The following is a 24716-nucleotide window of genomic DNA, read 5'->3' on the forward strand; positions in this document are numbered from 1 at the left end:
TGATCGCATGCGGCCGGGTCGGATCGCAGCGGGACGACGTCGCGTGACGTCACGTGACGTCGAGCTACCGCCTGTGACAGGGCAGCCGACGGAGGGCCCTACCGTCGGGGCATGACCGCCGTCGCCGACACGACCCCGCCCGCTGCCGTCCCCGCCCTCCCGGCGGCCGGCGCGGTGCAGCTCCGCGGCGTGGGGCGCACCTTCCCCGTCGCCGGGGCCGGGGCGACGCGCGTCGTGCTGCGCGACGTGGACATCGACCTCGCGGCGGGCGACGTCGTGGCGATCCTCGGCCCGTCCGGCTGCGGCAAGTCGACGCTCCTGCGCCAGGTGAGCGGGCTCGACCGGCCCGACGCCGGATCCATCCGCATCGACGGCACGCCCGTCGACGAAGTCGACCAGCGCTCCGCGGTCGCGTTCCAGGAGCCGCGGCTGCTGCCGTGGCGGACCATCCGCGCCAACGTGCGCCTCGGCCTGCCGCGCGACGTCGAGCGCGCCGAGGGCGACGCCCGCGTGCGCGACCTCCTCGACCTCACGGGCCTCGCCGAGGCGGCCGACCTCCGTCCCCGGCAGGTCTCCGGCGGCATGGCCCAGCGCGCCTCGCTCGCCCGCGCGCTCGCCCGGCGGCCCCGCGTCCTCGTGCTCGACGAGCCGTTCGGCGCGCTGGACGCCCTCACGCGCCTCCGCATGCAGGACCTGCTGCTCGACGTGCACGCCGCGATCCCCACCACCGTCCTCCTCGTCACGCACGACGTGGACGAGGCCCTGCACCTCGCCGACCGCGTGGTGCTGCTCGGCCCGGATCCCGCGGACGGCGCCGCGCCCGGCGCGCCCGTCCGCCGCGTGCTCGAGGTGCCGGGGGCCCGTCCCCGCGACCGCGGCGACGCGACGCTCGCGGCCCTCCGCGCCGAGCTGCTCGAGGGGCTCGACGTGCCGGGCCACCGGGCGCGCTGAGCCCGACCGGCGCCACCACCCGCCGCACCACCATCCGCCCCACCCGACACCGCACCGAGGACCCACCGTGACCCGTCTCCTGCCCCGCAGATCCCTCCCCGCCCTCGCGCTCGCGGGCGCCGCCGCGATGCTCCTCGCCGGATGCGCCGCGGGGGAGGGCTCGGCCGTCGCCCCGGCCGCGGACGCGTCGGCGGATCCCGCGGGCTGGAGCGCCGACGCGCTCACCCTCGACTGGGCGACCTACAACCCACTCAGCCTCATCGTGAAGGACCAGGGCCTCGTGGAGAAGCGGCTCGGGTCGGACGTGAAGGTGGACTGGGTGCAGTCCGCGGGCTCGAACAAGGCCAACGAGCTGCTGCGCGCGGGAGCCGTCGACGTGGGATCCACCGCCGGATCCGCCGCGCTCCTCGCCCGGGCCAACGGCTCGCCCATCCGCACCATCGACGTGTACTCGCAGCCGGAGTGGACCGCGATCGTCGTGCCGAAGGGCTCGCCCATCACGAGCGTCGACCAGCTCCGCGGCGCGGACATCGCCGCCACGAAGGGCACCGACCCGTACTTCTTCCTGCTGCAGACGCTCGACGAGGCGGGCATCCCCGCCTCCGACGTCACCATCCAGAACCTCCAGCACGCCGACGGCCGGGCCGCGCTCGAGAACGGCTCGGTCGACGCGTGGGCCGGGCTCGACCCGCTCATGGCCGCGAGCGAGGCCGAAGCGGGATCCACGCTGCTGTACCGGAACGTGGACTTCGCGACGTACGGGTTCCTCAACGCCACGCAGTCGTTCCTCGACGCGTCGCCCGACCTCGCGCAGGCCGTCGTCGACTCCTACGAGGAGGCCCGCGCCTGGGCCGTCGACCACCCCGACGAGACGGCGGCGATCCTCGCGCAGGCCGCCGCGATCGACCCGGCCGTCGCCTCCACGGTGATCGACCGCACGAACCTCGGCGTCGATCCCGTCCCCGGCGACGCGCAGCGCTCCGTGCTGGAGCGCGTCGGCCCGATCCTCGTGGAGTCGGACGACGTGCAGGACCAGGGGCAGGTCGACGCGGCCCTCGACGAGCTGTTCGAGCCGAAGTACGCCGAGGCCGCGGATCCCGCCTCGGGGTCCGCCGGATGACCGCGCTCCGGCCCGCGCGGGAGGACGTCCGAGCAGACGACCGCACGGGCGCCGACGTCCCGGACGACGGCGACCGCGTCGCGCGATCCGCACGTGGCCGGACGACCGGCGGAGCGCTCCTCCGCGTCGCCGTGGGCCTCGTGGTCCCCGTCCTGGTGGTCGGCCTCTGGGCGGTCGTCACCGCGACGGGCGCCGTGCCCGTCCACCTCCTCCCCGCGCCGCTCGACGTGGTGCGCGCCGGGGTGCAGCTCGCCCAGCAGGGGATCCTCGGGCAGTACGTCGCCATCTCCCTGCAGCGCGTGCTGCTCGGCTTCGCGCTCGGCGCCACGGTGGGCCTCGTGCTCGGCGCCGTGGTCGGCCTCTCGCGCGTCGGCCGGCTCCTCCTCGCGCCGACCGCGGGCGCGTTCCGCACGGTCCCGTCGCTCGCGTGGGTGCCGCTGCTGCTGCTCTGGATGGGGATCAACGAGGACTCCAAGGTCACCCTCGTCGCCATCGGCGCGATGTTCCCCGTCTACACGACCGTCGCCGGCGCGCTCCGCCACGTGGACCCGCACCTCGTGGAGGTGGGGCGCGCGTTCGGGCTGACGCGGATCCCGCTGCTGGTCACCGTCCAGCTGCCCGCCGTGCTGCCCGCCGTCGTCTCGGGGCTGCGGCTCGCGCTCGCGCAGTCGTGGCTGTTCCTCGTGGCGGCGGAGCTGCTCGCCGCGTCGATGGGGCTCGGGTACCTGCTCACGGAGTCGTCCTCGAACGGGCGCGTCGACCGGGTGCTGCTCGCGATCGTGCTGCTCGCCGTGCTCGGCGCCGTCACCGACGCGGTCGTGGGACTCCTCGAGCGGGTGCTCGTGCGCCGCTGGGGCTGACGCCCGTCGGCTTCCGTGTCGTCGCGTGACGTGCCGGTTCCGGATCCGCGTGCCGGCGCACGTAGCGTCGGCGCATGACCTCCCCGCGCACCGAGCAGGCCGAGACCGCCGACGCCGAGCAGGACGAGACCGTACCCGACGCCGAGCAGGCGCTCTTCCCGCCGCCCGCCGCGCTCGCCGCCTCCGCCAACGTCACGGAGGAGGCGTACGCGCGTGCCGAGGCGGATCCGGTCGCCTTCTGGGAGGAGGCCGCCCGCCGCCTCGACTGGGAGATGCCGTGGGAGACCGCGCACACGTGGATCCCGCCGGTGGCCGCCGACGGCACCCCGCAGGTCCCCGCCGCCACCTGGTTCGCGGGCGGCCGCCTCAACGTCGCCGCCAACTGCGTCGACCGGCACGTCGCCGCCGGCCGCGGCGAGAAGGTCGCGCTGCACTTCGAGGGCGAGCCGGGCGACCGCCGCACGATCACCTACCGCGACCTCCAGGAGGAGGTGTCCCGCGCCGCCAACGCCCTCACGGCGCTCGGCATCGGGCCGGGCGACCGCGTCGTGATCTACCTGCCCGTGCTCGTCGAGACGATCGTCGCGACGCTCGCGGTCGCCCGCATCGGCGCCGTGCACTCGCTCGTCTTCGGCGGCTTCTCCGCGGAGGCGCTCCGCTTCCGCGTCGAGGACACGGGCGCGAAGCTGCTCATCACGAGCGACGGGCAGAACCGCCGCGGCACGGCCGTGGCCACCAAGCCGCAGGCCGACGAGGCCGTCGCGGGCGTCGCCTCCATCGAGCACGTGCTCGTCGTCCGCCGCACGGGCCAGGACGTGCCGTGGGCCCCGGGCCGCGACGTGTGGTGGCACGACGCCGTGGGATCCGCGTCGCCCGTCCACGAGCCCCGCGCCTTCGACGCCGAGCACCCGCTCTTCATCATCTACACGTCGGGCACCACCGGCCGCCCCAAGGGCCTCGTGCACACCTCGGGCGGCTACCTCGCCCACGCGTCGTGGGCGCACTGGGCGCACTTCGACGCGAAGCCCGACGACGTGCACTGGTGCACGGCCGACCTCGCCTGGGTCACCGCGCACACCTACGAGATCTACGGGCCGCTCTCCAACGGGCTCACGCAGGTGATCTACGAGGGCACGCCCGACACGCCCCACCGCGGGCGGCACCTGGAGATCATCGAGCGGTACGGGGTGACGACGTACTACACGGCGCCCACGCTCATCCGCTCGCTCATGGGCTGGTACCCCGACGGCGTCGCGGGGCACGACCTCTCGAGCATCCGGCTGCTGGGATCCGTGGGGGAGGCCATCAACCCGGCCGCGTGGCGCTGGTTCCACCGCGAGATCGGCGGGGGATCCGCGCCCGTCGTCGACACGTGGTGGCAGTCCGAGACGGGGGCCGCGGTCATCGCGCCGCTGCCCGGCGTCTCGACGCTCAAGCCCGGGGCCGCCGGCCGCGCCCTGCCCGGCTTCCGCGTGGACGTGGTCGACGACGACGGCGCGCCCGCCGCGGCGGGGGAGGCCGGCCTCCTCGTGGTCCAGCGCCCGTGGCCCGGAATGGCCCGCACCGTGTGGGGCGACCCGGCCCGCTACCGCAGCGCCTACTGGGAGCGCTTCGCCGACCGCGGCTGGTTCCTCGCGGGCGACGGCGCCCGGCGCGACGCCGACGGCGACGTGGCGCTGCAGGGCCGGATCGACGAGGTCGTCAACGTCTCCGGGCACCGCCTGTCCACCATCGAGATCGAGTCGGCGCTCGTCGCGCACCCGCGCGTGGGGGAGGCCGGCGTGACGGGCGTGGCCGACGACCTGACGGGCCAGCGCGTCGTCGCGTTCGTCGTGCCGCGCGGCGACGACCGCCCGGCGGACGACGACGCGGACGGGTGGGCGGCGCTCGCCGCGGAGCTGGGCCCCGTGCTCACGGCGCACGTGGCGCGCGCGATCGGGCCGGTCGCCAAGCCCCGAAGGATCGTCGCGGTGCCGGACGTGCCCAAGACGCGCTCGGGCAAGATCATGCGCCGCCTCCTCGCCGACCTCGTGGAGGGCCGGACGCTCGGGGACGCCACGAGCCTGCAGGACGCCGCCGTGCTCGGCCGGATCCGCGCGGTCCTCGACGCGTCGCCGCGCTGAGGACACGCGCGGGCAGGGCGCCGGGCCCCCGCGCCAGGGGGGAGACCCGCTAGAGTGCTCCCGGAACAGACCACCTTTAACATCCGTCCCGAGAGGCGGGGAAGGAGGTCGGATTGCCTCAGCGCATCGTGCTGCAGCCCTCTGACATCACCCGTGCGCTCACGCGCATCGCCCACGAGATCCTCGAGTCGAACCGCGGCCCCCAGGGCCTGCTGCTCCTCGGGATCCCCACCCGCGGCACCGTCCTCGCCGAGCGCATCGGCCGGATCATCGCCCGCCTCGAGCCCGAGGCCCCCGCCGACCTGGTGGGCTCGCTCGACGTCACGATGTACCGCGACGACCTGCAGCGGAATCCGACCCGCGCGCCCGCGCCCACGCGCCTGCCGGCCGGCGGCGTCGACGGCCGCACGGTCGTGCTCGTCGACGACGTGCTCTTCTCCGGCCGCACGGTGCGCGCCGCCCTCGACGCGATCGGCGACCTCGGCCGCCCCACGGCCGTGCGGCTCGCCGCGCTGGTCGACCGCGGCCACCGGGAGCTCCCCATCCGCGCCGACTTCGTGGGCAAGAACCTGCCGTCGAGCCTCGCCGAGCGGATCTTCGTCCGGCTCGACGAGACCGACGGCGAGGAGTCGGTCAGCATCGCCGGCCCGGACGACGAGCCCGCAACCGCCGCCGCGGACCGGGGAGCGACCCGATGAGGCACCTGCTCTCCACCCGCGACCTCTCCCGGGACGAGGCGGTCCACATCCTCGACGTCGCCGAGGACATGGCCGACGTCGGCACGCGCGAGATCAAGAAGACCCCCGCGCTCCGCGGCCGCACGGTCGTCAACCTCTTCTTCGAGGACTCCACCCGCACGCGCATCTCCTTCGAGGCCGCCGCCAAGCGCCTCTCGGCCGATGCCATCAACTTCAGCGCGAAGGGGTCGAGCGTCTCCAAGGGCGAGAGCCTCAAGGACACCGCGCAGACGCTGCAGGCGATGGGCGCCGACGGCGTCGTCGTCCGGCACCCCTCCTCGGGCGCGCCGCACACGCTCGCCGGCAGCGGCTGGATCGACGCGGGCATCGTCAACGCGGGCGACGGCACGCACGAGCACCCCACGCAGGCGCTGCTCGACGCGTTCACCATCCGCCGCCGGCTGCACGGCTCCGCAGCGCGCGGGAAGGGCCTCGGCGGCACGCGCGTCGTCATCGTCGGCGACGTGCTGCACTCGCGCGTCGCCCGCTCGAACGCGTGGCTGCTCACGACGCTCGGGGCGGAGGTCACGCTCGTCGCGCCGCCCACGCTCGTGCCGGTGGGCGTCGGATCCTGGCCCGTCACCGTGCGCTACGACCTCGACGCGGCGCTCGCCGAGGGGAAGCCGGACGCCGTGATGATGCTCCGGATCCAGGCCGAGCGCATGCGCGCCGCGTTCTTCCCGAACCCGCGCGAGTACGCGCGCATCTGGGGGCTGGACGACGCGCGCCTCGCGCTCCTCGGGCCCGATACGATCGTCATGCACCCGGGGCCCATGAACCGCGGGCTCGAGATATCCGCCGTCGCCGCCGACTCGGAGAGGTCCACGGTGCGCGAGCAGGTCGCCAACGGCGTCTCGGTGCGCATGGCCGTCCTCTACCTCCTGCTGTCCGGCGACGGGAAGGCCGACCGATGACCCAGAACGACACGATCCAGGGCGACGCCCACCTGATCCGCGGCGCGACCCTGCCCTCGGGCGAGCGCGCCGACATCCTCGTCGCCGACGGGGTCATCCGCGCGATCGGGCCCGACCTCGTCGCCCCCGAGGGCGCGCACGTCATCGAGGCCGACGGCCTCGTCGCGCTGCCCGGCCTCGTCGACCTGCACGTGCACCTGCGCGAGCCCGGCTACGCGCAGAGCGAGACCGTGCTCACGGGATCCCGCGCCGCGGCCCTCGGCGGCTTCACCGCGGTCTTCGCGATGGCCAACACCATGCCCGTGCAGGACACGGCGGGCGTGGTCGAGCAGGTCAAGGCGCTCGGCGACGCGGCCGGGTACGCGACCGTCCGGCCCATCGGCGCCGTGTCGGTGGGCCTGGCGGGGGAGTCGATGGCGGAGATCGGCGCCATGGCGTCCAGCCGCGCCGCCGTCCGCGTCTTCTCCGACGACGGGAAGTGCGTCTCGGACCCGCTGCTCATGCGCCGCGCGCTCGAGTACGTGAAGGCCTTCGACGGCGTCATCGCGCAGCACGCGCAGGACCCGCGCCTCACCGAGGGCGCGACCATGAACGAGGGCGCCCTGTCCGGCGAGCTCGGCATCACGGGCTGGCCCGCGGTCGCCGAGGAGTCGATCATCGCGCGCGACGTGCTGCTCGCCGAGCACGTCGGATCCCGCCTGCACGTCTGCCACGTCTCCACCGCCGGTTCCGTCGACGTCATCCGCTGGGCCAAGGCCCGCGGGGTCGACGTCACCGCCGAGGTCACGCCGCACCACCTCCTCCTCACCGAGGACCTGGTCGCCGGCTACGACGCGCGCTACAAGGTGAACCCGCCGCTCCGGCGCCGCGAGGACGTCGAGGCCCTCCGCGCCGCGCTCGCCGACGGCACGATCGACGTCGTCGCGACCGACCACGCGCCGCACCCGACGGAGGCCAAGGACTGCGAGTGGGACGCGGCCGCGTTCGGCATGGTCGGCCTCGAGTCGGCGCTCTCCGTGGTGCAGCTCGCCATGGTCGACACCGGGCTCCTCGACTGGCAGGGCGTCGCGCGCGTCATGTCGCACGCGCCCGCGCGCATCGGCCGGCTCGCCGAGCACGGGCACGCGCTCGCCGGCGGATCCCCGGCCGACATCACGCTCTACGACCCGTCCGCGTCGCGCGTCTTCGGCCGCGACGACCTCGGCGGGCTGAGCGGCAACTCGCCCTACCTGGAGATGACGCTGCCCGGCCGCGTCGTCGCGACCTTCCACCGCGGCTACCCGACCGTGCTCGACGCCGCGCTCGTCGACCCCGGGACGGTCGCCCGCGCCGCGGTCGTCCGCGACCGCCAGGACGCCGACGCGCGCGACGCGGCCTCCACCGACGCCCGGGCGGGACGCGCATGAGCGACCGCATCGGACCCGCGATCACGGTGATCGCCTTCCTCCTCCTGCTCCTCGCGCTCATGGTGCTCGGCTGGCGCGCGCGCCGCCGACGCCAGCGCGCGCTGCCCGAGCCGCCGCGTCCGCCCGCGGGGCTCGGCGCGCCCGCGCTCGAGGTCGACGTGCTCTACGTCGCCACGACCACGGCAGGCCAGCCGCTCGACCGGCTCACCGTGACGCCCCTCGGCTTCCGCGGGCGCGCCGCGGCACGGGTGCACGACTCGGGTCTCGTGCTCGCGATCGACGGCGAGCGCGAGGTGCTCGTGCCCGCCGACCGCATCACGGGATCCGGGCTCGCGACCTACGCGATCGACCGCGTGGTGGAGGAGGGCGGCCTCGTGGCCGTCACCTGGATCCTCGACCCCGCGGCCGAGACCCAAGTCGACACGTACCTCCGGGTGATCGACCCGCGCGAGAAGACCGCGCTCGTCGACGCCCTCCACCACATCACGCGCCCTGTGCACGACGACGACAACGAAGGGAAGTGACCGACATGGCCCGACACGAACCGGCGGTCCTGGTGCTCGAGGACGGACGGAGGTACGTCGGACGCGCGTACGGCGCCCGCGGCGTGACCCTCGGCGAGGCCGTCTTCGCCACCGGCATGACCGGCTACCAGGAGACGATCACCGACCCGTCCTACGCGGGCCAGATCGTGCTCCAGACGGCGCCGCACATCGGCAACACCGGCATGAACGACGACGACATGGAGTCCCGCCGCATCTGGGTCGCCGGCTACGTCGTCCGCGACCCCTCCCGCGTGGTCTCCAACTTCCGCGGGCAGCGCACGCTCGAGGACGACCTCGTCGCCCAGGGCGTGGTCGGCGTCTCCGGCATCGACACGCGCGCCGCCACGCGCCGGATCCGCGACGAGGGCGCCATGCGCGCCGGCGTCTTCTCCGGCGAGGCCTACGCGCTCGGCGACGACGAGCAGCTCGCGCAGGTGCGGCGGGCGCCCGACATGACGGGCCGCAACCTCTCCGCCGAGGTGTCCACGCAGGAGACGTACACGATCCCCGCGGAAGGGGAGCGCATCGGATCCGTCGCGGTGCTCGACCTCGGCATCAAGACCGCCACGGTGAAGCACCTCGCGGCCCGCGGCCTCGACGTGCACGTCGTGCCGCAGTCGATCACCACGGAGCAGCTCGCCGAGCTCGCGCCCACGGCGGTCTTCTACTCGAACGGCCCCGGCGACCCCGAGGCCTCGCAGTACCACGTCGAGCTGCTGCAGGACGTGCTGCGGAAGGGCATCCCGTTCTTCGGGATCTGCTTCGGCAACCAGCTCCTCGGCCGCGCCCTCGGGTTCGACACCTACAAGCTGCCGTTCGGCCACCGCGGGATCAACCAGCCCGTGCTCGACCGCCGCACGGGCCGCGTCGAGATCACGAGCCAGAACCACGGCTTCGCGGTCTCCGCGCCGCTCGACGGCCCCGTGGACAGCCCCGCCGGCTTCGGCCGCGCGGAGGTCAGCCACGTCTCGCTCAACGACCAGGTGGTCGAGGGGCTCAACTGCCTCGACATCCCCGCCTTCAGCGTGCAGTACCACCCGGAGGCGGCGGCCGGCCCGCACGACTCGTCGTACCTCTTCGACCGGTTCATCGAGCTGATCCACGCCGCGGGCGACGCCCCCGCATCCGCCGCGACCCCCCAGGAGACCGTGTAATGCCCAAGCGCGACGACATCAACAGCGTCCTCGTCATCGGCTCCGGGCCGATCGTCATCGGCCAGGCGGCCGAGTTCGACTACTCCGGCACGCAGGCCTGCCGCGTGCTCCGCGAGGAGGGCGTGCGCGTCATCCTCGTCAACTCGAACCCCGCCACGATCATGACCGACCCGGGCTTCGCCGACGCGACGTACATCGAGCCGATCACGAGCGAGGTGCTCGAGAAGATCATCATCAAGGAGAAGCCCGACGCGGTGCTCCCCACCCTCGGCGGCCAGACCGCGCTCAACGCGGCCATCCGCCTCGACGAGCTCGGCATCCTCGCCAAGCACGGCGTGGAGCTCATCGGCGCGAAGGTCGAGGCCATCCAGAAGGGCGAGGACCGCCAGCTCTTCAAGGACCTCGTCATCGAGTCCGGCGCCGACGTCGCCCGCTCGCACGTCGCGAAGACGCTCGAGCAGGCCGTGGAGTTCGCCGAGGACCTCGGCTACCCGCTCGTGATCCGCCCGTCCTTCACCATGGGCGGCCTCGGCTCCGGCTTCGCGCACACGCGCCAGGAGCTCGAGCGCATGGTGGCCGACGGCCTGCAGTCGAGCCCCACCACCGAGGTGCTCCTCGAGGAGTCGATCCTCGGCTGGAAGGAGTACGAGCTCGAGCTCATGCGCGACACCGCCGACAACACGGTCGTCGTCTGCTCCATCGAGAACGTCGACCCGGTCGGCGTGCACACGGGCGACTCGATCACGGTCGCGCCGGCGCTCACGCTCACCGACCGCGAGTACCAGCACATGCGCGACATCGGCATCGACATCATCCGCCGCGTGGGCGTCGACACGGGCGGCTGCAACATCCAGTTCGCGGTGGATCCCACGAACGGCCGCCTCATCGTCATCGAGATGAACCCGCGCGTCTCGCGCTCCAGCGCGCTCGCGTCGAAGGCCACGGGCTTCCCGATCGCGAAGATCGCCGCGAAGCTCGCCATCGGGTACCGGCTCGACGAGATCCCCAACGACATCACCAAGGTCACGCCCGCGAGCTTCGAGCCCACGCTCGACTACGTGGTCGTGAAGGTGCCGCGGTTCGCGTTCGAGAAGTTCCCGGCCGCGGACGCCGAGCTCACCACCACCATGAAGTCGGTGGGCGAGGCCATGGCCATCGGCCGCAACTACTCCACCGCCCTGCAGAAGGCGCTGCGCTCGCTCGAGAAGCGCGGATCCTCGTTCCACTGGGGCCCGGAGAGCCGCTCGGTCGACGAGCTGCTCGAGGTCAGCCGCACGCCCACCGACGGCCGCATCGTCACGGTGCAGCAGGCGCTCCGCGCGGGCGCCACGGCGGAGCAGGTCTTCGACGCCACCAAGATCGACCCCTGGTTCATCGACCAGATCGTGCTGATCAACGAGGTCGCCGACGCCGTGCGCGACGCCGACGAGCTCGACGCCGACACGCTCCGCGAGGCGAAGGACCACGGCTTCTCGGACGCGCAGATCGCCGAGATCCGCGGGCTGACCGAGCAGGAGGTGCGCGACGCGCGCCACGCGGCGGACATCCGGCCCGTCTACAAGACGGTCGACACGTGCGCGGGCGAGTTCCCCGCGCTCACGCCGTACCACTACTCCAGCTACGACTCCGAGACGGAGATCGTGCCGTCCGACCGCCGCAAGGTGATCATCCTGGGCTCGGGCCCGAACCGCATCGGCCAGGGCATCGAGTTCGACTACTCGTGCGTGCACGCGTCCTTCGCGCTCTCCGACGCCGGGTACGAGACCATCATGATCAACTGCAACCCGGAGACGGTCTCGACCGACTACGACACGAGCGACCGGCTCTACTTCGAGCCGCTCACGCTCGAGGACGTGCTCGAGATCGTGCACGTCGAGCAGCAGGCGGGCGAGCTCGTCGGCGTCGTCGTGCAGCTCGGCGGCCAGACCGCGCTCGGGCTCGCCAAGGGCCTCGAGGCCGCGGGCGTCCCGATCCTCGGCACGAGCCCGTCGGCCATCGACCTCGCGGAGGAGCGGGGCCTGTTCTCCGGGATCCTCGACGCCGCGGGCCTCGTCGCGCCGCGCAACGGCACGGCCACGGCCATCGACGAGGCCGTGGTCGTCGCGGAGGAGATCGGCTACCCGGTCCTCGTCCGCCCCAGCTACGTGCTCGGTGGCCGCGGCATGGAGATCGTCTTCGACACCGCGACGCTGCACGACTACTTCCTGCGCATGGCGGACCAGGGCATCATCGGCGCGGGCAAGCCCCTCCTCATCGACCGGTTCCTCGACGACGCCATCGAGATCGACATCGACGCCATCTACGACGGCACCGAGCTGTACGTCGGCGGCGTCATGGAGCACATCGAGGAGGCCGGGATCCACTCGGGCGACTCGAGCTGCACCCTCCCGCCCGTGACCCTCGGCCGCGGCCAGATCCAGCAGGTCGTCGACGCCACGCGCGCCATCGCCGAGGGCGTGGGCGTGCGCGGCCTCCTCAACGTGCAGTTCGCGATCGGCGCGGGCGTGCTCTACGTCCTCGAGGCGAACCCCCGCGCGAGCCGCACGGTGCCCTTCGTCTCCAAGGCGCTCGGCATCCCGCTCGCGAAGGCCGCGTCGCTCGTCATGGTCGGCACGTCCATCGCGGAGCTGAAGGCCCAGGGCCTCCTGCCCGAGCGCGACGGATCCGACGTGCCGATGGACTCGCCCGTCGCCGTCAAGGAGGCCGTGCTGCCCTTCAAGCGGTTCCGCACGAAGGACGGCCTCATCGTCGACTCCGTGCTCGGCCCGGAGATGCGCTCGACCGGCGAGGTCATGGGCATCGACCGCGACTTCCCGCGCGCGTTCGCGAAGAGCCAGGAGGCGGCGTTCGGCGGCCTCCCGCTCTCCGGCACGGTGTTCGTGTCGGTCGCCGACCGCGACAAGCGCTCCATCGTGCTGCCGGTGCTCCGCCTCCAGCAGCTGGGCTTCGAGGTGCTCGCGACCGCGGGCACGGCGGAGATCCTCAGCCGCAACGGGATCCAGGCGCGCGTCGTCCGCAAGTACAGCGAGGAGCCCGCCGCGGGCGACTCGCCGTCGATCGTCGACCTCATCAACCGCGACGAGGTGGACGTGGTCATCAACACGCCGTCGGGCCGCACCGCCCGCGCGGACGGCTACGAGATCCGCGCGGCGGCCGTCGCGGCCGACAAGGCGCTGTTCACGACCATCGCGCAGCTCACGGCCGCGGTCGCGTCCTTCGACGCCATCCGCGCGGGCTTCGACGTCACGAGCCTGCAGGACTACGCGATCGCCCGCGAGGCCCGCAGGTGACCACCGCGGACGGCGGGGCGGCCCCGGCCGCCCCGCCGTTCGGCGCGCGCCTCGCCCGCGCGTTCGGCGAGCGCGGGCACCTCTGCGTCGGCATCGACCCGCACCGGTCGCTGCTCGACGTGTGGGGCCTCGCCGACGACGCGCGCGGACTCGAGGAGTTCGGCCTGCGCGTGGTCGAGGCGACCGCGGGGCGGGCCGGCATCGTCAAGCCGCAGGTCGCGTTCTTCGAGCGCCACGGATCCGCCGGGTACGCCGCCCTCGAGCGCGTGCTCGCCGCGGCGCGCGACGCGGGCCTCCTCGTGATCGCCGACGCCAAGCGCGGCGACATCGGCTCCACGGTCGACGCGTACGGCGCCGCCTGGCTCGCGCCCGACAGCCCGCTGCGCGCCGACGCCGTCACCCTCACGGCCTACACGGGCGTGGGATCCCTCGACGGCGTCCGCGCCGCGGCCGACGCGTGGGGCGCGGGCGTCTTCGTCCTCGCCGCCACCTCGAACCCCGAGGCCCGCGAGCTGCAGCGCGCGGTGCTGCCGTCCGACGGATCCGGCGACGACGCCCGCACGGTCGCCCGCGGGATCCAGGACGCCGCCGTCGCCGCGAACGGCCCGCTCGACGACCCGTCGGCGGGTCCCGGGTCCTTCGGCCTGGTCGTCGGCGCGACCGTCGACGCCGCCGACGCCGGCCTCGACCTCGCGCAGCTCGTCCGCACCCCGATCCTCGCGCCGGGCTTCGGCCACCAGGGCGCGCTGCTCGGCGATGTCCGGAAGCTGTTCGGCCCGGCCGCCGGCGTTGTCATCGCGGCCGCGTCGCGGAGTATCCTCACGGCAGGGCCACGGCGTGTCGCGGAGGCCGTCACCGACCACGCCGGACGACTCGAAGAGGTGCTGCCATGAGGCCCGAACCACCCGAGGTCGACCGGGTCGCCGCGTCGCAGGCCGCCGTCGCCGCCCGCCGCGCCCGCGCGCGGGTGAAGCACGACATCGTCACGGGGGAGCGCACGCCGCTCGGCGTGCTCGACGCGTCCGCGGATCCCGCCCGCCGCGCCGAGGCGACCCTCCGCGTCACCGAGTTCCTCACGAGCATCCCGAACATCGGCCCCACCAAGCTCGAGCGGATCCTCGGTGAGCTCGGCATCTCCACCGCCAAGCGCCTCGGCGGGCTCGGCGTGCACCAGCGCGTGCGGCTCACGCGCTTCCTCGAGGAGTGGCAGGCGGCCAAGCAGATCGTCGAGCCCAGCCGACTCGTCGTGCTCGCGGGCCCCACCGCGGTCGGCAAGGGCACCGTCTCCACCTTCATCCGCGAGAACGAGCCCGACGTGCTGCTCTCCGTCTCCGCGACCACGCGCGCGCCGCGTCCCGGGGAGGTCGAGGGCGTCAACTACTACTTCGTCTCCGACGCCGAGTTCGACCGCATGGTCGAGCAGCAGGAGCTCCTCGAGTGGGCGACGGTGCACAACGCCCACCGCTACGGCACGCCGCGCGCGCCCATCGATGCCGCGCTGGCCGAGGGCCGGAGCGTGCTGCTCGAGATCGACATCCAGGGCGCGCGCCAGGTGAAGGCCGCCATGCCCGAGGCGCGGCTCGTGTTCCTGCTGCCGCCCACCTGGGAGGAGCTCGTGCGCCGCCTGGTCGGCCGCGGCACCGAGGGGCCCGAGGAGCAGCAGCGTCGCCTGGACACCGCGAAGGTCGAGCTGGCCGCCCAGGACGAGTTCGACCACCTCGTCGTCAACCGCGATGTCGCGGAAGCGGCGGGCGAGGTCGTAGACTTGATGAGATCCAGGAAGGTCGTCGGTGCATGAAGCGGACCCGCACGGCCTTCTTCCATGCAATGAGGAAGCGGCACATCCATGGTTGACAAGACCCAGGGCATCATCGACCCGCCCATCGACGAGCTCCTCTCGAAGGTCGACTCGAAGTACGCGCTCGTGATCTTCGCCTCCAAGCGGGCCCGCCAGATCAACGACTACTACGCCGACCTGCACGAGGGCAGCCTGTTCGACAACGTCGGACCGCTCGTCGACTCCACCATCGACGACAAGCCCCTCTCGGTCGCCATGCACGAGATCAACGAGGACAAGCTCGTCGCCACGCCCATCGTGGAGCCCGCGGCCTCCTAGCCGCCCGCCGTCCCGGATGCCCCGCGCCGACCGCACGCCGCACGCCCTCCCCGCCACGCGGCACCGGAGCGCCGCCGCGTGATGGTCGTCGTGGGGATCACGGGCGGGATCGCGGCCTACAAGGCCGTCGGCGTGGTCCGGGGCCTCGTGCTCCTCGGCCATGACGTGCACGTCGTGCCCACCGAGGCGGCGCTCCGCTTCGTCGGGAAGCCCACGCTCGAGGCCGTCAGCCGGAACCCCGTCACGAGCGACCTCTACGACGGCGTCTCCGAGGTCCGCCACGTCGCGCTCGGCCAGAAGGCCGACCTCATCGTCGTCGCCCCCGCCACCGCCCACACGCTCGCGACCATGGCGCTCGGCCTGTCGGACGACCTGCTGGGCACCACGATCCTCGCCAGCCGCGCGCCCCTCGTCGTCGCCCCTGCGATGCACACCGAGATGTGGCAGCACCCGGCCACCCAGGCCAACGCGGCCCTCCTGCGCTCGCGCGGCGCCACGCTCGTCGGCCCCACGTCCGGCCGTCTCACCGGAACGGACTCCGGGCCGGGCCGCATGGCCGAGGTGGAGGACGTCATCGCCGCCGCCCTCGCCGCGGTGCGCTCCGGCGGACGCGACCTCGAGGGGCGCCGCGTCGTCGTCTCCGCCGGTGGCACGCGCGAGCCGTTGGATCCCGTGCGCTTCCTCGGCAACCGCTCCTCCGGCCGGCAGGGGGTCGCCCTCGCGGTCGCCGCCCGCGACCGCGGTGCCGACGTCGTGCTCGTCGCCGCGCACCTCGAGGTGCCGGCGCCGGCCGGCGTCCGCGTGGTGCCCGTCTCGACCGCCCTCGAGCTCTCCGACGCCATGGTGCGCGAGGCCGACGGCGCCGACGTCGTCATCATGGCCGCGGCCGTCGCCGACTACCGGCCCGTCCGGGTGTCCGAGGGCAAGATCAAGAAGGACGAGGCGGGCGACGCGCTCTCCGTCGAGCTCGTGCGGAACCCGGATGTGCTCCAGCGGCTCGCCGCGGACGCCGCCGTGCCGCGCGCGGACGGCACGCGCCGCGTCGTCGTGGGCTTCGCGGCGGAGACCGAGGAGGACCCGGCCGAGCTGGTGCGCATCGGCCGCGAGAAGCTCGCCCGGAAGGGCTGCGACCTGCTCGTCCTCAACAGGGTGGGGTGGTCCGAGGGGTTCGCCACGGAGGGCAACACGATCACGGTGCTCGCGAGGTCCGGCGATACACTCGTGGAGGCCTCCGGCTCCAAGGAGCAGGTCGCCCATCGAATTCTCGACGTAGTGGGTGTGCCGACGCCGCAGTAGCGGGCGGCGCGCGACCACGCGATCCCCCTGGAGCGACCCGTGACCGACCTGCGCCTGTTCACCTCCGAGTCCGTCACCGAGGGGCATCCGGACAAGATCTGCGACCAGATCTCGGACAGCATCCTCGACGCGCTCCTCACGCAGGACCCGACGAGTCGCGCGGCGGTCGAGACGCTCGTCACCACCGGGCTCGTGCACGTCGCGGGCGAGGTCACCACGAGCGGATACGTCGACATCCCGCAGATCGTGCGCGACCGCATCCGGGACATCGGCTACGACTCCTCCGAGGTCGGCTTCGACGGCAGCAACTGCGGCGTCACGGTGTCCATCGGCGCGCAGTCGCCTGACATCGCGCAGGGCGTCGACCGCTCGTACGAGTCGCGCTCGGGATCCGCGTCCACCGACGCGCACGACCTCCAGGGCGCCGGCGACCAGGGCCTCATGTTCGGCTACGCGTCGCGCGACACCCCCGTGTTCATGCCGCTGCCCATCTACCTCGCGCACCGCCTCGCCGAGCGCCTCGCGGCCGTCCGCCACTCGGGCGAGCTCGCGTACCTCCGGCCCGACGGCAAGACGCAGGTCACCATCGGCTACGACGGGCTCGTGCCCCGCACGGTCGACACCGTGGTGCTCTCCACCCAGCACGGCCCGCAGGTCTCCCAGGAGGACCTCCGTCGCGAGGTCGAGGAGCACGTGATCCGCCCGGTGCTCGCGCAGGCGGCGGAGATCGGCATCGAGCTCGACTCGCGCGATGCCACCCTGCTCATCAACCCCACGGGCAAGTTCGAGATCGGCGGCCCGAAGGGCGACGCGGGGCTCACCGGCCGGAAGATCATCGTCGACACCTACGGCGGCTTCAGCCGGCACGGCGGCGGCGCGTTCAGCGGCAAGGACCCGTCGAAGGTCGACCGCAGCGCCGCGTACGCCATGCGCTGGGTCGCGAAGAACGCGGTCGCCGCGGGCCTCGCCGACCGGCTCGAGGTGCAGGTCGCGTACGCCATCGGCAAGGCCGCGCCCGTGGGCCTCTACGTCGAGGCATTCGGCACGGCCCACGTTCCCGAGGAGCGCATCGTCCGCGCCATCCGCGAGACCTTCGACCTGCGTCCCGCCGCCATCGTCGAGCGGCTCGACCTGCTCCGCCCCATCTACGCGCAGACCGCCGCCTACGGGCACTTCGGTCGCGAGCTGCCGGACTTCACCTGGGAGGCGCTCGACCGTGTCGCCGACCTGCAGAGCGCCGCGGGCCTCTGACGCGCGCCGCCGCCGGGTCCGGGCATGACCGGGGGTGCCCGGTGACCGCGGGGGATCCGTCCGGCGGTCCCGTCGCGGCCGCGGACGCGTCGGACGCCACGACGTCCGGCTCCGCCGACGCCCGCCCGCCCGTCGTCCGCGTCATGGTCGACTCCCCGCTGCCGCAGCTCGACCGGCTGTTCGACTACGCCGTGCCCGAGGCGCTGCGGGAGACGTGCGTGCCCGGCGTGCGCGTGCGCGTGCCGCTGCGCTCGGCGGGGCGGGTCGCCGACGGCTACGTCGTCGAGGTCGGCGACGGCGGGGGCTACGACGGCGCGCTCAGCGAGGTGGAGCAGGTCGTGTCGCCGCTGCCCGTGCTGCGTCCGGAGATCTGGACGCTGGCGCGCGAGGTCGCCGACCGGCAGGCCGGGACCGCGTCCGACGTGATCCGGCTGGCCGTGCCGCCGCGCCAGGTGCGCGTCGAGAAGGCGCACCTCGCGGCCCTCGCGGCCGCGGCGGACGCGGACCCGGCGTCGCCCGCCGATCCCGCGGCTCCCGTCGTCGACGCCTCCGCGCTCCCGGTCATCGACGGCTACGCGCCCGGCACGCTCGACGCGGCGGTCGACGGATCCGGTCGCGTGGCCGTCGACGCGATCCCCGAGGTCGTCGAGCTGCCCGGTGGCGTCTGGGCCGGACGCTGGGCCGTCACGCTCGCGAAGGCCGCCGCGCGGGTGCTCGCATCCGGCCGCAGCAGCGTGCTCGTGGTGCCCGACTACCGCGACCAGGACCAGCTGGAGGCCGCCCTCGCCGCGCACGCTCCCGCCGGATCCGTGCTGCGCACCGACGCGCGCCAGTCCGGCCCCGACCGCTACCGCTCCTTCCTCGCGGGCCTCGGCGACGCGCCCCGCATCGTCGTCGGCAACCGCTCGGCCGTGTACGCGCCCGCGCCGCGCCTCGGCCTCGTCGCGATGTGGGACGAGGGCGACCCGCTGCACGCCGAGCCGCTCAGCCCCTACGCCCACGCGCGCGACGTCGCCCTCCTGCGCGGCCGTCAGCAGGGCACCGCGCTCGTGCTGCTCGCGCACTCGCGGAGCACGGAGGTCGAGCGGCTCGTCGCGATCGGCTACCTCACGAGCGTCGCCCCCGAGAGGAACCGCACCCCGCGGGTGATCCCGACCACCTCGCAGACGGGCGACGAGGGCTTCGCCCGGCAGTCCAGGATCCCGTCGGGCGCCTGGCGCGCGGCCAAGGACGCCGTCGAGCACGGGCCGGTCCTCATCCAGGTCGCGCGGCCGGGCTACGCGCCGCTCGTGGCCTGCCGCGCCTGCCGGCAGGCCGCCCGCTGCACCGTCTGCACGGGCCCGCTCGGCATGTCCACCGCGACGAGCACGCCGACCTGCGGCTGGTGCGGGCACCTCGCGGGCGACTGGCGCTGCGCGAACTGCGGATCCGACGAGCTGCGCCTCGTCACCATCGGCGCGGGCCGCACCGCGGAGGAGCTCGGCCGCGCCTTCCCCGGCGTGCAGGTGGTGCTGGCCGACGGCGAGCGCCACGTGCAGGAGGTCGACGCGGAGTCGCGGCTCGTCGTCGCCACGCGCGGGGCCGAGCCCGTCGCGGCCGGCGGCTACCGCGCGATCCTGCTGCTCGACGGGGAGCGGATGCTCGCCCGCGAGAGCCTGCGGGTGGGGGAGGACGTGCTCCGCCAGTGGTCCAACGCCGCCGCCCTCGCCGCGCCGCGGGCGCCCGTGATGCTCGTGGGCGTCGGCGGCCAGGTCGCGCGCGCCCTCGCCACCTGGCAGCAGCCGCGGTACGCGCGCGAGGAGCTGCTCGAGCGCCGGGCGCTGCGCTTCCCGCCGGCCGTGCGCGCCGCGAGCGTCGAGGGGCTGCCGGACGCGGTCGGCCAGGCGGTCGATCGGCTCGCGGGGATCGAGGGGGTCGACGTCCTCGGCCCGGTGCCGACCGAGCAGGGCCGCGTGCGGGCCATCGTCCGGCTCGACTACGGGAGCGGCCCGGACGCGGCGCGCGAGCTGCGCGCGGCCGTCGTGAAGAACGCCTCCAGCCGCCGCAAGCCCGTCGCGGGCCGCACCGGGTTCCGGCCCACGGTCCCGCTCCGTGTACGGTTCGACGACACGGGGCTGTTCTGATCCGCGGCCGCCGCGCCGACCGTGCATCCGGTCCGACAGCGCTCCCCGCATCCACCGCCCGCCCTGCTCGCCGTCCCCGGAATGGATCCGCATGAGACTCGTCTTCGCCGGCACGCCCCGCGCGGCCATCCCGTCGCTCGTCCGCCTGCACGCCTCGGGCCATGGGGTCGCGCTCGTCGTCACGCGCGCCGACGCGCCCACCGGCCGCAAGCGCGTGCTCACGCCGTCGCCCGTCGCGTCGGAGGCCGAGCGGCTGGGCATCCCGACGCTCCGCACCAACCGCCTGGACGACGAGGCGACCGCCCGCATCGCCGCGCTCGACGCCGACCTCGGGGTCATCGTCGCCTACGGCGGACTCGTGCGCGAGCCGCTCCTCTCGACACCCGCGCGCGGCTGGATCAACCTGCACTTCTCCCTGCTGCCCCGGTGGCGGGGAGCCGCTCCCGTGCAGCGCTCGATCATGGCGGGCGAGACCGTCACGGGCGCCAGCGTCTTCCAGCTCGAGCGGGGCATGGACACCGGTCCCGTGTTCGCGAGGGAGGAGCGGCCCACGGGGGCGCACGAGACCGCGGGGGACGTGCTGCACGCGCTCGCGATGCAGGGCGCCGACCTCCTCGCGCGCACGGTCGACGGGATCGCCGCGGGCTCCGCCGTCGCGCGCCCCCAGGAGGGCGAGCCCACGCTCGCGCCCAAGACCACCATCGACGACGGCCGGATCGACTGGGCGCGCCCGTCGGACGCCGTGCTCGCGCAGATCCGCGGGGTGACGCCGGAGCCCGGCGCGTTCACCTCGGTGGACGACGTGCGCGTCAAGGTCCACCGGGCGGCCGAGCTGCACGACGCCGCCCCGCTGGACCCCGGGCGCATCGAGTCCGTCGGCGGCGTCGTCGCCGTCGGCACCGCCAGCCACCCCGTCGAGCTCATCCAGGTGCAGCCCGCGGGCAAGCGCCCCATGCCCGCCGCCGACTGGTGGCGCGGCGTCACGACGGAGGACGTCACCGCACGATGAACGACAGCACCGGTTCCTCCGCCCGCCGACCGGCCGGCCGCCGCCCCGCGGGAGGCGACCGCCGCCGACCCGCCGACCGCGCCGAGGTCGGCGGCCCGTCGACCGTCAGCCCGGCCCGCCGCGTCGCCTACGAGGTGGTGAGCGCGGTCCGCGAGTCGGACGCGTACGCGAACCTGCTGCTGCCGGTCCGGATCCGCCGCGCCGCCCTCAGCGCGCAGGACGCGGCGCTCGCCACCGAGCTGGCCTACGGCACCCTGCGCATGTCCGGCTACTACGACCGCGTGATCGAGCTGGCCGCCGGCCGACCCGTCAGCGCGATCGACGCGCCGATCCTCGACGTGCTGCGCCTCTCGGTGCACCAGCTCCTCAGCATGCGCGTCGCGACCCATGCGGCCGTGAACGAGGGCGTCGACATGGCGCGCGCGGTCGGATCCCGCTCCGCCACGGGCTTCGTCAACGGCGTCCTCCGCACCATCACGCGCACCGAGCCCGACGGGTGGCGGCAGCGCGTCCTCGACAGCGCCGCGAGCGACGACGAGCGCCTCGCCCTCGAGCACTCCCACCCGCTGTGGGTGCTGCGCGCCCTCCGCCAGGCGCTCGCCCGCGAGGGCCGCGCCGACGAGCTGGAGGACCTGCTGCGCGCCGACAACGCCGCGCCCGCCGTCAGCCTCGTCGCGCTCCCGGGCCTCGCGACCGTCGAGGAGACCGGCGAGCAGCCGGCCGCGTTCTCGCCCGTGGGCGCGTACCTCGAGGGCGGCGACCCGATGGACGCGCCCGGCGTCGCCGCGGGCCGCGTCCGCGTGCAGGACGAGGGCTCCCAGCTCGCCGCCCTCGCGCTCAGCCGCGCCCGCGCCGTCACGCCCGGCGAGCGCTGGCTCGACCTGTGCGCCGGCCCCGGCGGCAAGGCCGCGCTCCTCGCCGCGGAGGCCGGCCGCTCCGGCGCCCTGCTCACCGCGAACGAGCTCGTCCCCGCGCGCGCCGGGCTCGTCCGCGACGCGCTCCGCGCCGTCCCGGGCGACACCGAGGTGTGGGAGCTCGACGGCACGACCGTGGGGGAGACCCACCCGGGGGAGTTCGACCGGATCCTCCTCGACGCCCCCTGCAGCGGCCTCGGCGCCCTGCGCCGCCGCCCCGAGGCGCGCTGGCGGAAGACCCCGCGCGACGTCGCGGGCCTCGGCGCCCTGCAGGTCGGCCTCATCGACTCCGCGATCGGCGCGCTCGCGCCGGGCGGGATCCTCGCCTACGTCACGTGCTCGCCGCACCTCGCCGAGACCCGCGCCATCGTGCAGGCCGCCCTGCAGCGCCACCCCGACGTCACGGCGCTCGACACGCAGGCGGTGCTGCAGGAGGTGGCGGACGGCGACCTCGAGCTGCCGGAGGCCGACCCCGACGCCGCGACCCGCGGATCCAGCGTGCAGCTCTGGCCGCACCGGCACGGCACCGACGCCATGTTCATCGCCCTGCTGACCCGCCGGTAGGGTCAGGAGCATGCCCGTCCGCATCGAACCGAGCATCCTGTCCGCCGACTTCGCGAACCTGGAGCGCGAGATCCAGCGCCTCGCCACCGCCGACCTCGTGCACGTCGACATCATGGACAACCACTTCGTGCCGAACCTCACGTTCGGCCTGCCGATGGTCGAGCGCCTCCAGCAGGTGACGCCCGTGCCGCTCGACATCCACCTGATGATCGACGACGTCGACCGCTGGGCCCCCGGCTACGCGGAGGCGGGCGCCGCGAGCGTCACCTTCCACGCCGAGGCCACGCGCGAGCCCGTCGCGCTCGCCCGGCGCCTGCGCGGGATCGGCGCGCGCGCCGGCATCGCGCTGAAGCCCGGCACCCCGGTGGACGACTACCTCGAGCTCCTCCACGAGTTCGACCAGGTGCTCGTCATGACGGTCGAGCCCGGCTTCGGCGGCCAGTCGTTCATGCCCGAGACCATGCCCAAGCTCCGCGCCCTCCGCTCGCGCCTCCGCGAGTCCGGGCATGACGTGTGGCTCCAGGTCGACGGCGGCATCGACGTCGAGACCATCGGCCGCGCGGCCGAGGCCGGCGCCGACACGTTCGTCTCCGGATCCGGCGTCTTCCGCGGCGGCGACCCCGAGGCGGCCATCGCCGAGCTGCGCCGCGCAGCCGAGGCCCACACCCACGCGCGCTGACGGAGGCCCGGCGCGGATCTGCTTGACTGGATCCATGACCGACACCACCAAGCCCGAGGTCGAGCCCGTCGACGGCCCGGCCCCCGCAGAGCTCACCATCTCCGACATCACCGTGGGCGACGGCCCCGAGGCCCAGCCCGGCGACACGGTCGACGTGCACTACCTCGGCGTCGACTTCGAGTCCGGCGAGGAGTTCGACTCCTCGTGGAGCCGCGGCCAGTCCGTGCGCTTCCCCCTCCGCAGCCTCATCGCCGGCTGGCAGCAGGGCATCCCCGGCATGAAGGTCGGCGGACGCCGCCAGCTCGTCGTGCCGCCGGAGCTCGCCTACGGCCCCGCGGGCGGCGGACACCGCCTCTCCGGCCGCACGCTGATCTTCGTGATCGACCTGCAGGGCGTCGGCGAGCACCCGTCCGCCGCGCGAGCGGCACCACCACCGGGAGGCCGGGAGCGCATCGCTCCCGGCCTCCCGTCGTCGTGCCGGGGCCCCCTCGTGCGCCTGTACCCTGGAGCACGTGAAGACCTTCGATGACCTGTTCGGCGAGCTGACCCGGATCGCCGCCGAGCGGCCCGAGGGGTCCGGCACCGTCCGCGAGCTCGACGGCGGCGTGCACGCCATCGGCAAGAAGGTCGTCGAGGAGGCCGCCGAGGTCTGGATGGCGTCCGAGCACGAGTCCGACGACCGCACGGCCGAGGAGATCTCGCAGCTGCTCTACCACGTGCAGGTCATGATGATCGCGCGCGGCCTCACCCTGGAGGACGTCGGCCGACATCTGTGACGCGCCCCGTCACCCGCGTCGTCCCCTCCATCGGAAGAAGTGATCCCCATGCTCCGTGTCGCCGTGCCCAACAAGGGCTCGCTCGCCGAGACCGCCGCCCAGATGCTCGCCGAGGCCGGGTACGCCGGCCGTCGTGACCCCAAGGAGCTCTACGTCCTCGACGGGCGCAACGACGTCGAGTTCTTCTACCTCCGCCCGCGCGACATCGCGACCTACGTCGGATCCGGTGCGCTCGACGTCGGCATCACCGGCCGCGACCTCCTCATCGACTCCGCGTCGGACGCCAGGGAGACCGCGGAGCTCGGCTTCGCGGGATCCACGTTCCGCTTCGCCGGGCCCGTCGGCCGCTTCGCCGACCTCCAGGACCTCGCGGGCGTCCGGATCGCCACCAGCTACCCCGTGCTCGTCGGCGGCTTCCTCCGTGAGCATGGCGTCGAGGCGCAGCTCATCCGCCTGGACGGCGCGGTCGAGTCGGCCATCCAGCTGGGCGTCGCCGACGCCATCGCCGACGTCGTGGAGACGGGCACCACGCTGCGGAAGGCCGGGCTCGAGATCTTCGGCCCCGTGATCCTCCGGTCCACCGCCGTGCTCATCTCCGGCGCCGAGGAGAAGCCGGGCGCCGCCACGCTGCTCCGCCGCCTCGAGGGCGTGCTCGTCGCCCGCCGCTACGTGCTCATGGACTACGACGTGCCGCTCGACCTGCTCGACGCCGCCACGGCCATCACGCCGGGCATCGAGTCGCCCACCATCTCGCCGCTGCAGGATCCCGCCTGGGTCGCCGTGCGCTCGATGGTGCCGCGCGACGACACGAACCAGATCATGGACCGCCTGCACGAGGTCGGCGCGCGCGCCATCCTCGTCAGCCCCATCCACGCCGCCCGGATCTGA

21 protein-coding genes and 1 pseudogene are annotated in these 24716 nt (G+C 74.3%); all 22 read left to right on the forward strand.

The genetic code is table 11. The features are described 5' to 3' along the window. Positions 1-111: 111 nt before the first annotated feature. The 22 genes and pseudogenes from B5P21_RS08025 to hisG all read left to right on the forward strand — a co-directional run bounded on the left by B5P21_RS08025 (position 112) and on the right by hisG (position 24716). The gene (locus tag B5P21_RS08025) at positions 112-951 is read left to right on the forward strand and encodes an ABC transporter ATP-binding protein (RefSeq protein ID WP_094171012.1); all 840 of its coding nucleotides are present in this window, start codon (positions 112-114) and stop codon (positions 949-951) included. A gap of 67 nt (positions 952-1018) precedes the next feature. After that, positions 1019-2071, forward strand: coding sequence for an aliphatic sulfonate ABC transporter substrate-binding protein (locus B5P21_RS08030; protein WP_045528192.1), 1053 nt, complete (start codon positions 1019-1021; stop codon positions 2069-2071). Beyond that, positions 2068-2931: an ABC transporter permease gene (locus B5P21_RS08035; protein WP_045528191.1), complete on the forward strand. Its 864-nt coding sequence runs from the start codon at positions 2068-2070 to the stop codon at positions 2929-2931. Before B5P21_RS08030 ends, B5P21_RS08035 begins: the two co-directional genes overlap by 4 nt. A gap of 74 nt (positions 2932-3005) precedes the next feature. Then, a complete protein-coding gene (acs, locus tag B5P21_RS08040) occupies positions 3006-5054 on the forward strand; it encodes an acetate--CoA ligase (protein ID WP_045528189.1) in 2049 nt (682 codons plus the stop codon). Between the two features lie 113 nt (positions 5055-5167). Further along, complete coding sequence (gene pyrR / locus B5P21_RS08045) at positions 5168-5752, forward strand: bifunctional pyr operon transcriptional regulator/uracil phosphoribosyltransferase PyrR (protein ID WP_045528187.1); 585 nt, start codon at positions 5168-5170, stop codon at positions 5750-5752. Further along, complete coding sequence (locus tag B5P21_RS08050) at positions 5749-6705, forward strand: aspartate carbamoyltransferase catalytic subunit (protein WP_094171013.1); 957 nt, start codon at positions 5749-5751, stop codon at positions 6703-6705. The genes pyrR and B5P21_RS08050 overlap by 4 nt, the downstream gene beginning before the upstream one ends. Continuing rightward, complete coding sequence (locus B5P21_RS08055; RefSeq protein ID WP_094171014.1) at positions 6702-8111, forward strand: dihydroorotase; 1410 nt, start codon at positions 6702-6704, stop codon at positions 8109-8111. The genes B5P21_RS08050 and B5P21_RS08055 overlap by 4 nt, the downstream gene beginning before the upstream one ends. Then, positions 8108-8635, forward strand: coding sequence for a PH-like domain-containing protein (locus B5P21_RS08060; protein WP_045528182.1), 528 nt, complete (start codon positions 8108-8110; stop codon positions 8633-8635). Before B5P21_RS08055 ends, B5P21_RS08060 begins: the two co-directional genes overlap by 4 nt. A gap of 5 nt (positions 8636-8640) precedes the next feature. Beyond that, positions 8641-9810, forward strand: coding sequence for a glutamine-hydrolyzing carbamoyl-phosphate synthase small subunit (gene carA / locus B5P21_RS08065; RefSeq protein ID WP_045530347.1), 1170 nt, complete (start codon positions 8641-8643; stop codon positions 9808-9810). Further along, positions 9810-13100, forward strand: a complete 3291-nt coding sequence (carB, locus tag B5P21_RS08070; RefSeq protein ID WP_094171015.1) for a carbamoyl-phosphate synthase large subunit — start codon at positions 9810-9812, stop codon at positions 13098-13100. The genes carA and carB overlap by 1 nt, the downstream gene beginning before the upstream one ends. Beyond that, positions 13097-13993 (forward strand): orotidine-5'-phosphate decarboxylase, encoded by an 897-nt coding sequence (gene pyrF, locus B5P21_RS08075; RefSeq protein WP_045528179.1) that lies wholly within the window; start codon positions 13097-13099, stop codon positions 13991-13993. Before carB ends, pyrF begins: the two co-directional genes overlap by 4 nt. Further along, on the forward strand, positions 13990-14898 hold the full coding sequence (gene gmk, locus B5P21_RS08080) for a guanylate kinase (protein WP_045528177.1): 909 nt from the start codon (positions 13990-13992) through the stop codon (positions 14896-14898). The genes pyrF and gmk overlap by 4 nt, the downstream gene beginning before the upstream one ends. Before the next feature lie 48 nt (positions 14899-14946). Beyond that, positions 14947-15216: a DNA-directed RNA polymerase subunit omega gene (gene rpoZ, locus B5P21_RS08085; RefSeq protein WP_012038467.1), complete on the forward strand. Its 270-nt coding sequence runs from the start codon at positions 14947-14949 to the stop codon at positions 15214-15216. 78 nt (positions 15217-15294) lie between these two features. Next, positions 15295-16512 (forward strand): bifunctional phosphopantothenoylcysteine decarboxylase/phosphopantothenate--cysteine ligase CoaBC, encoded by a 1218-nt coding sequence (gene coaBC / locus B5P21_RS08090; RefSeq protein ID WP_045528175.1) that lies wholly within the window; start codon positions 15295-15297, stop codon positions 16510-16512. Between the two features lie 39 nt (positions 16513-16551). Further along, positions 16552-17763 carry a methionine adenosyltransferase gene (metK, locus tag B5P21_RS08095; RefSeq protein WP_045528172.1) on the forward strand — a complete coding sequence of 404 codons (1212 nt, stop codon included), beginning with the start codon at positions 16552-16554 and terminating at the stop codon, positions 17761-17763. A gap of 41 nt (positions 17764-17804) precedes the next feature. Continuing rightward, on the forward strand, positions 17805-19886 hold the full coding sequence (locus B5P21_RS08100; RefSeq protein ID WP_094171016.1) for a primosomal protein N': 2082 nt from the start codon (positions 17805-17807) through the stop codon (positions 19884-19886). A 91-nt stretch (positions 19887-19977) separates the two neighbouring features. After that, positions 19978-20895 carry a methionyl-tRNA formyltransferase gene (fmt, locus tag B5P21_RS08105; RefSeq protein WP_045528170.1) on the forward strand — a complete coding sequence of 306 codons (918 nt, stop codon included), beginning with the start codon at positions 19978-19980 and terminating at the stop codon, positions 20893-20895. Beyond that, a complete protein-coding gene (locus B5P21_RS08110) occupies positions 20892-22373 on the forward strand; it encodes an RsmB/NOP family class I SAM-dependent RNA methyltransferase (RefSeq protein WP_080939304.1) in 1482 nt (493 codons plus the stop codon). The genes fmt and B5P21_RS08110 overlap by 4 nt, the downstream gene beginning before the upstream one ends. 10 nt (positions 22374-22383) lie before the next feature. Beyond that, entirely contained in the window at positions 22384-23052 is a 669-nt protein-coding gene (rpe, locus tag B5P21_RS08115) for a ribulose-phosphate 3-epimerase (RefSeq protein WP_045528168.1), read from the forward strand. A gap of 34 nt (positions 23053-23086) precedes the next feature. Then, positions 23087-23452 (forward strand): annotated as a pseudogene (locus B5P21_RS08120) (FKBP-type peptidyl-prolyl cis-trans isomerase); the annotation flags it as partial. A 112-nt stretch (positions 23453-23564) separates the two neighbouring features. Then, on the forward strand, positions 23565-23828 hold the full coding sequence (locus B5P21_RS08125) for a phosphoribosyl-ATP diphosphatase (protein WP_045528166.1): 264 nt from the start codon (positions 23565-23567) through the stop codon (positions 23826-23828). 48 nt (positions 23829-23876) lie between these two features. Beyond that, positions 23877-24716, forward strand: a complete 840-nt coding sequence (gene hisG / locus B5P21_RS08130) for an ATP phosphoribosyltransferase (protein ID WP_045530341.1) — start codon at positions 23877-23879, stop codon at positions 24714-24716.

The organism is Clavibacter michiganensis subsp. insidiosus (assembly GCF_002240565.1).
Classification (GTDB): Bacteria; Actinomycetota; Actinomycetes; order Actinomycetales; family Microbacteriaceae; genus Clavibacter; species Clavibacter insidiosus.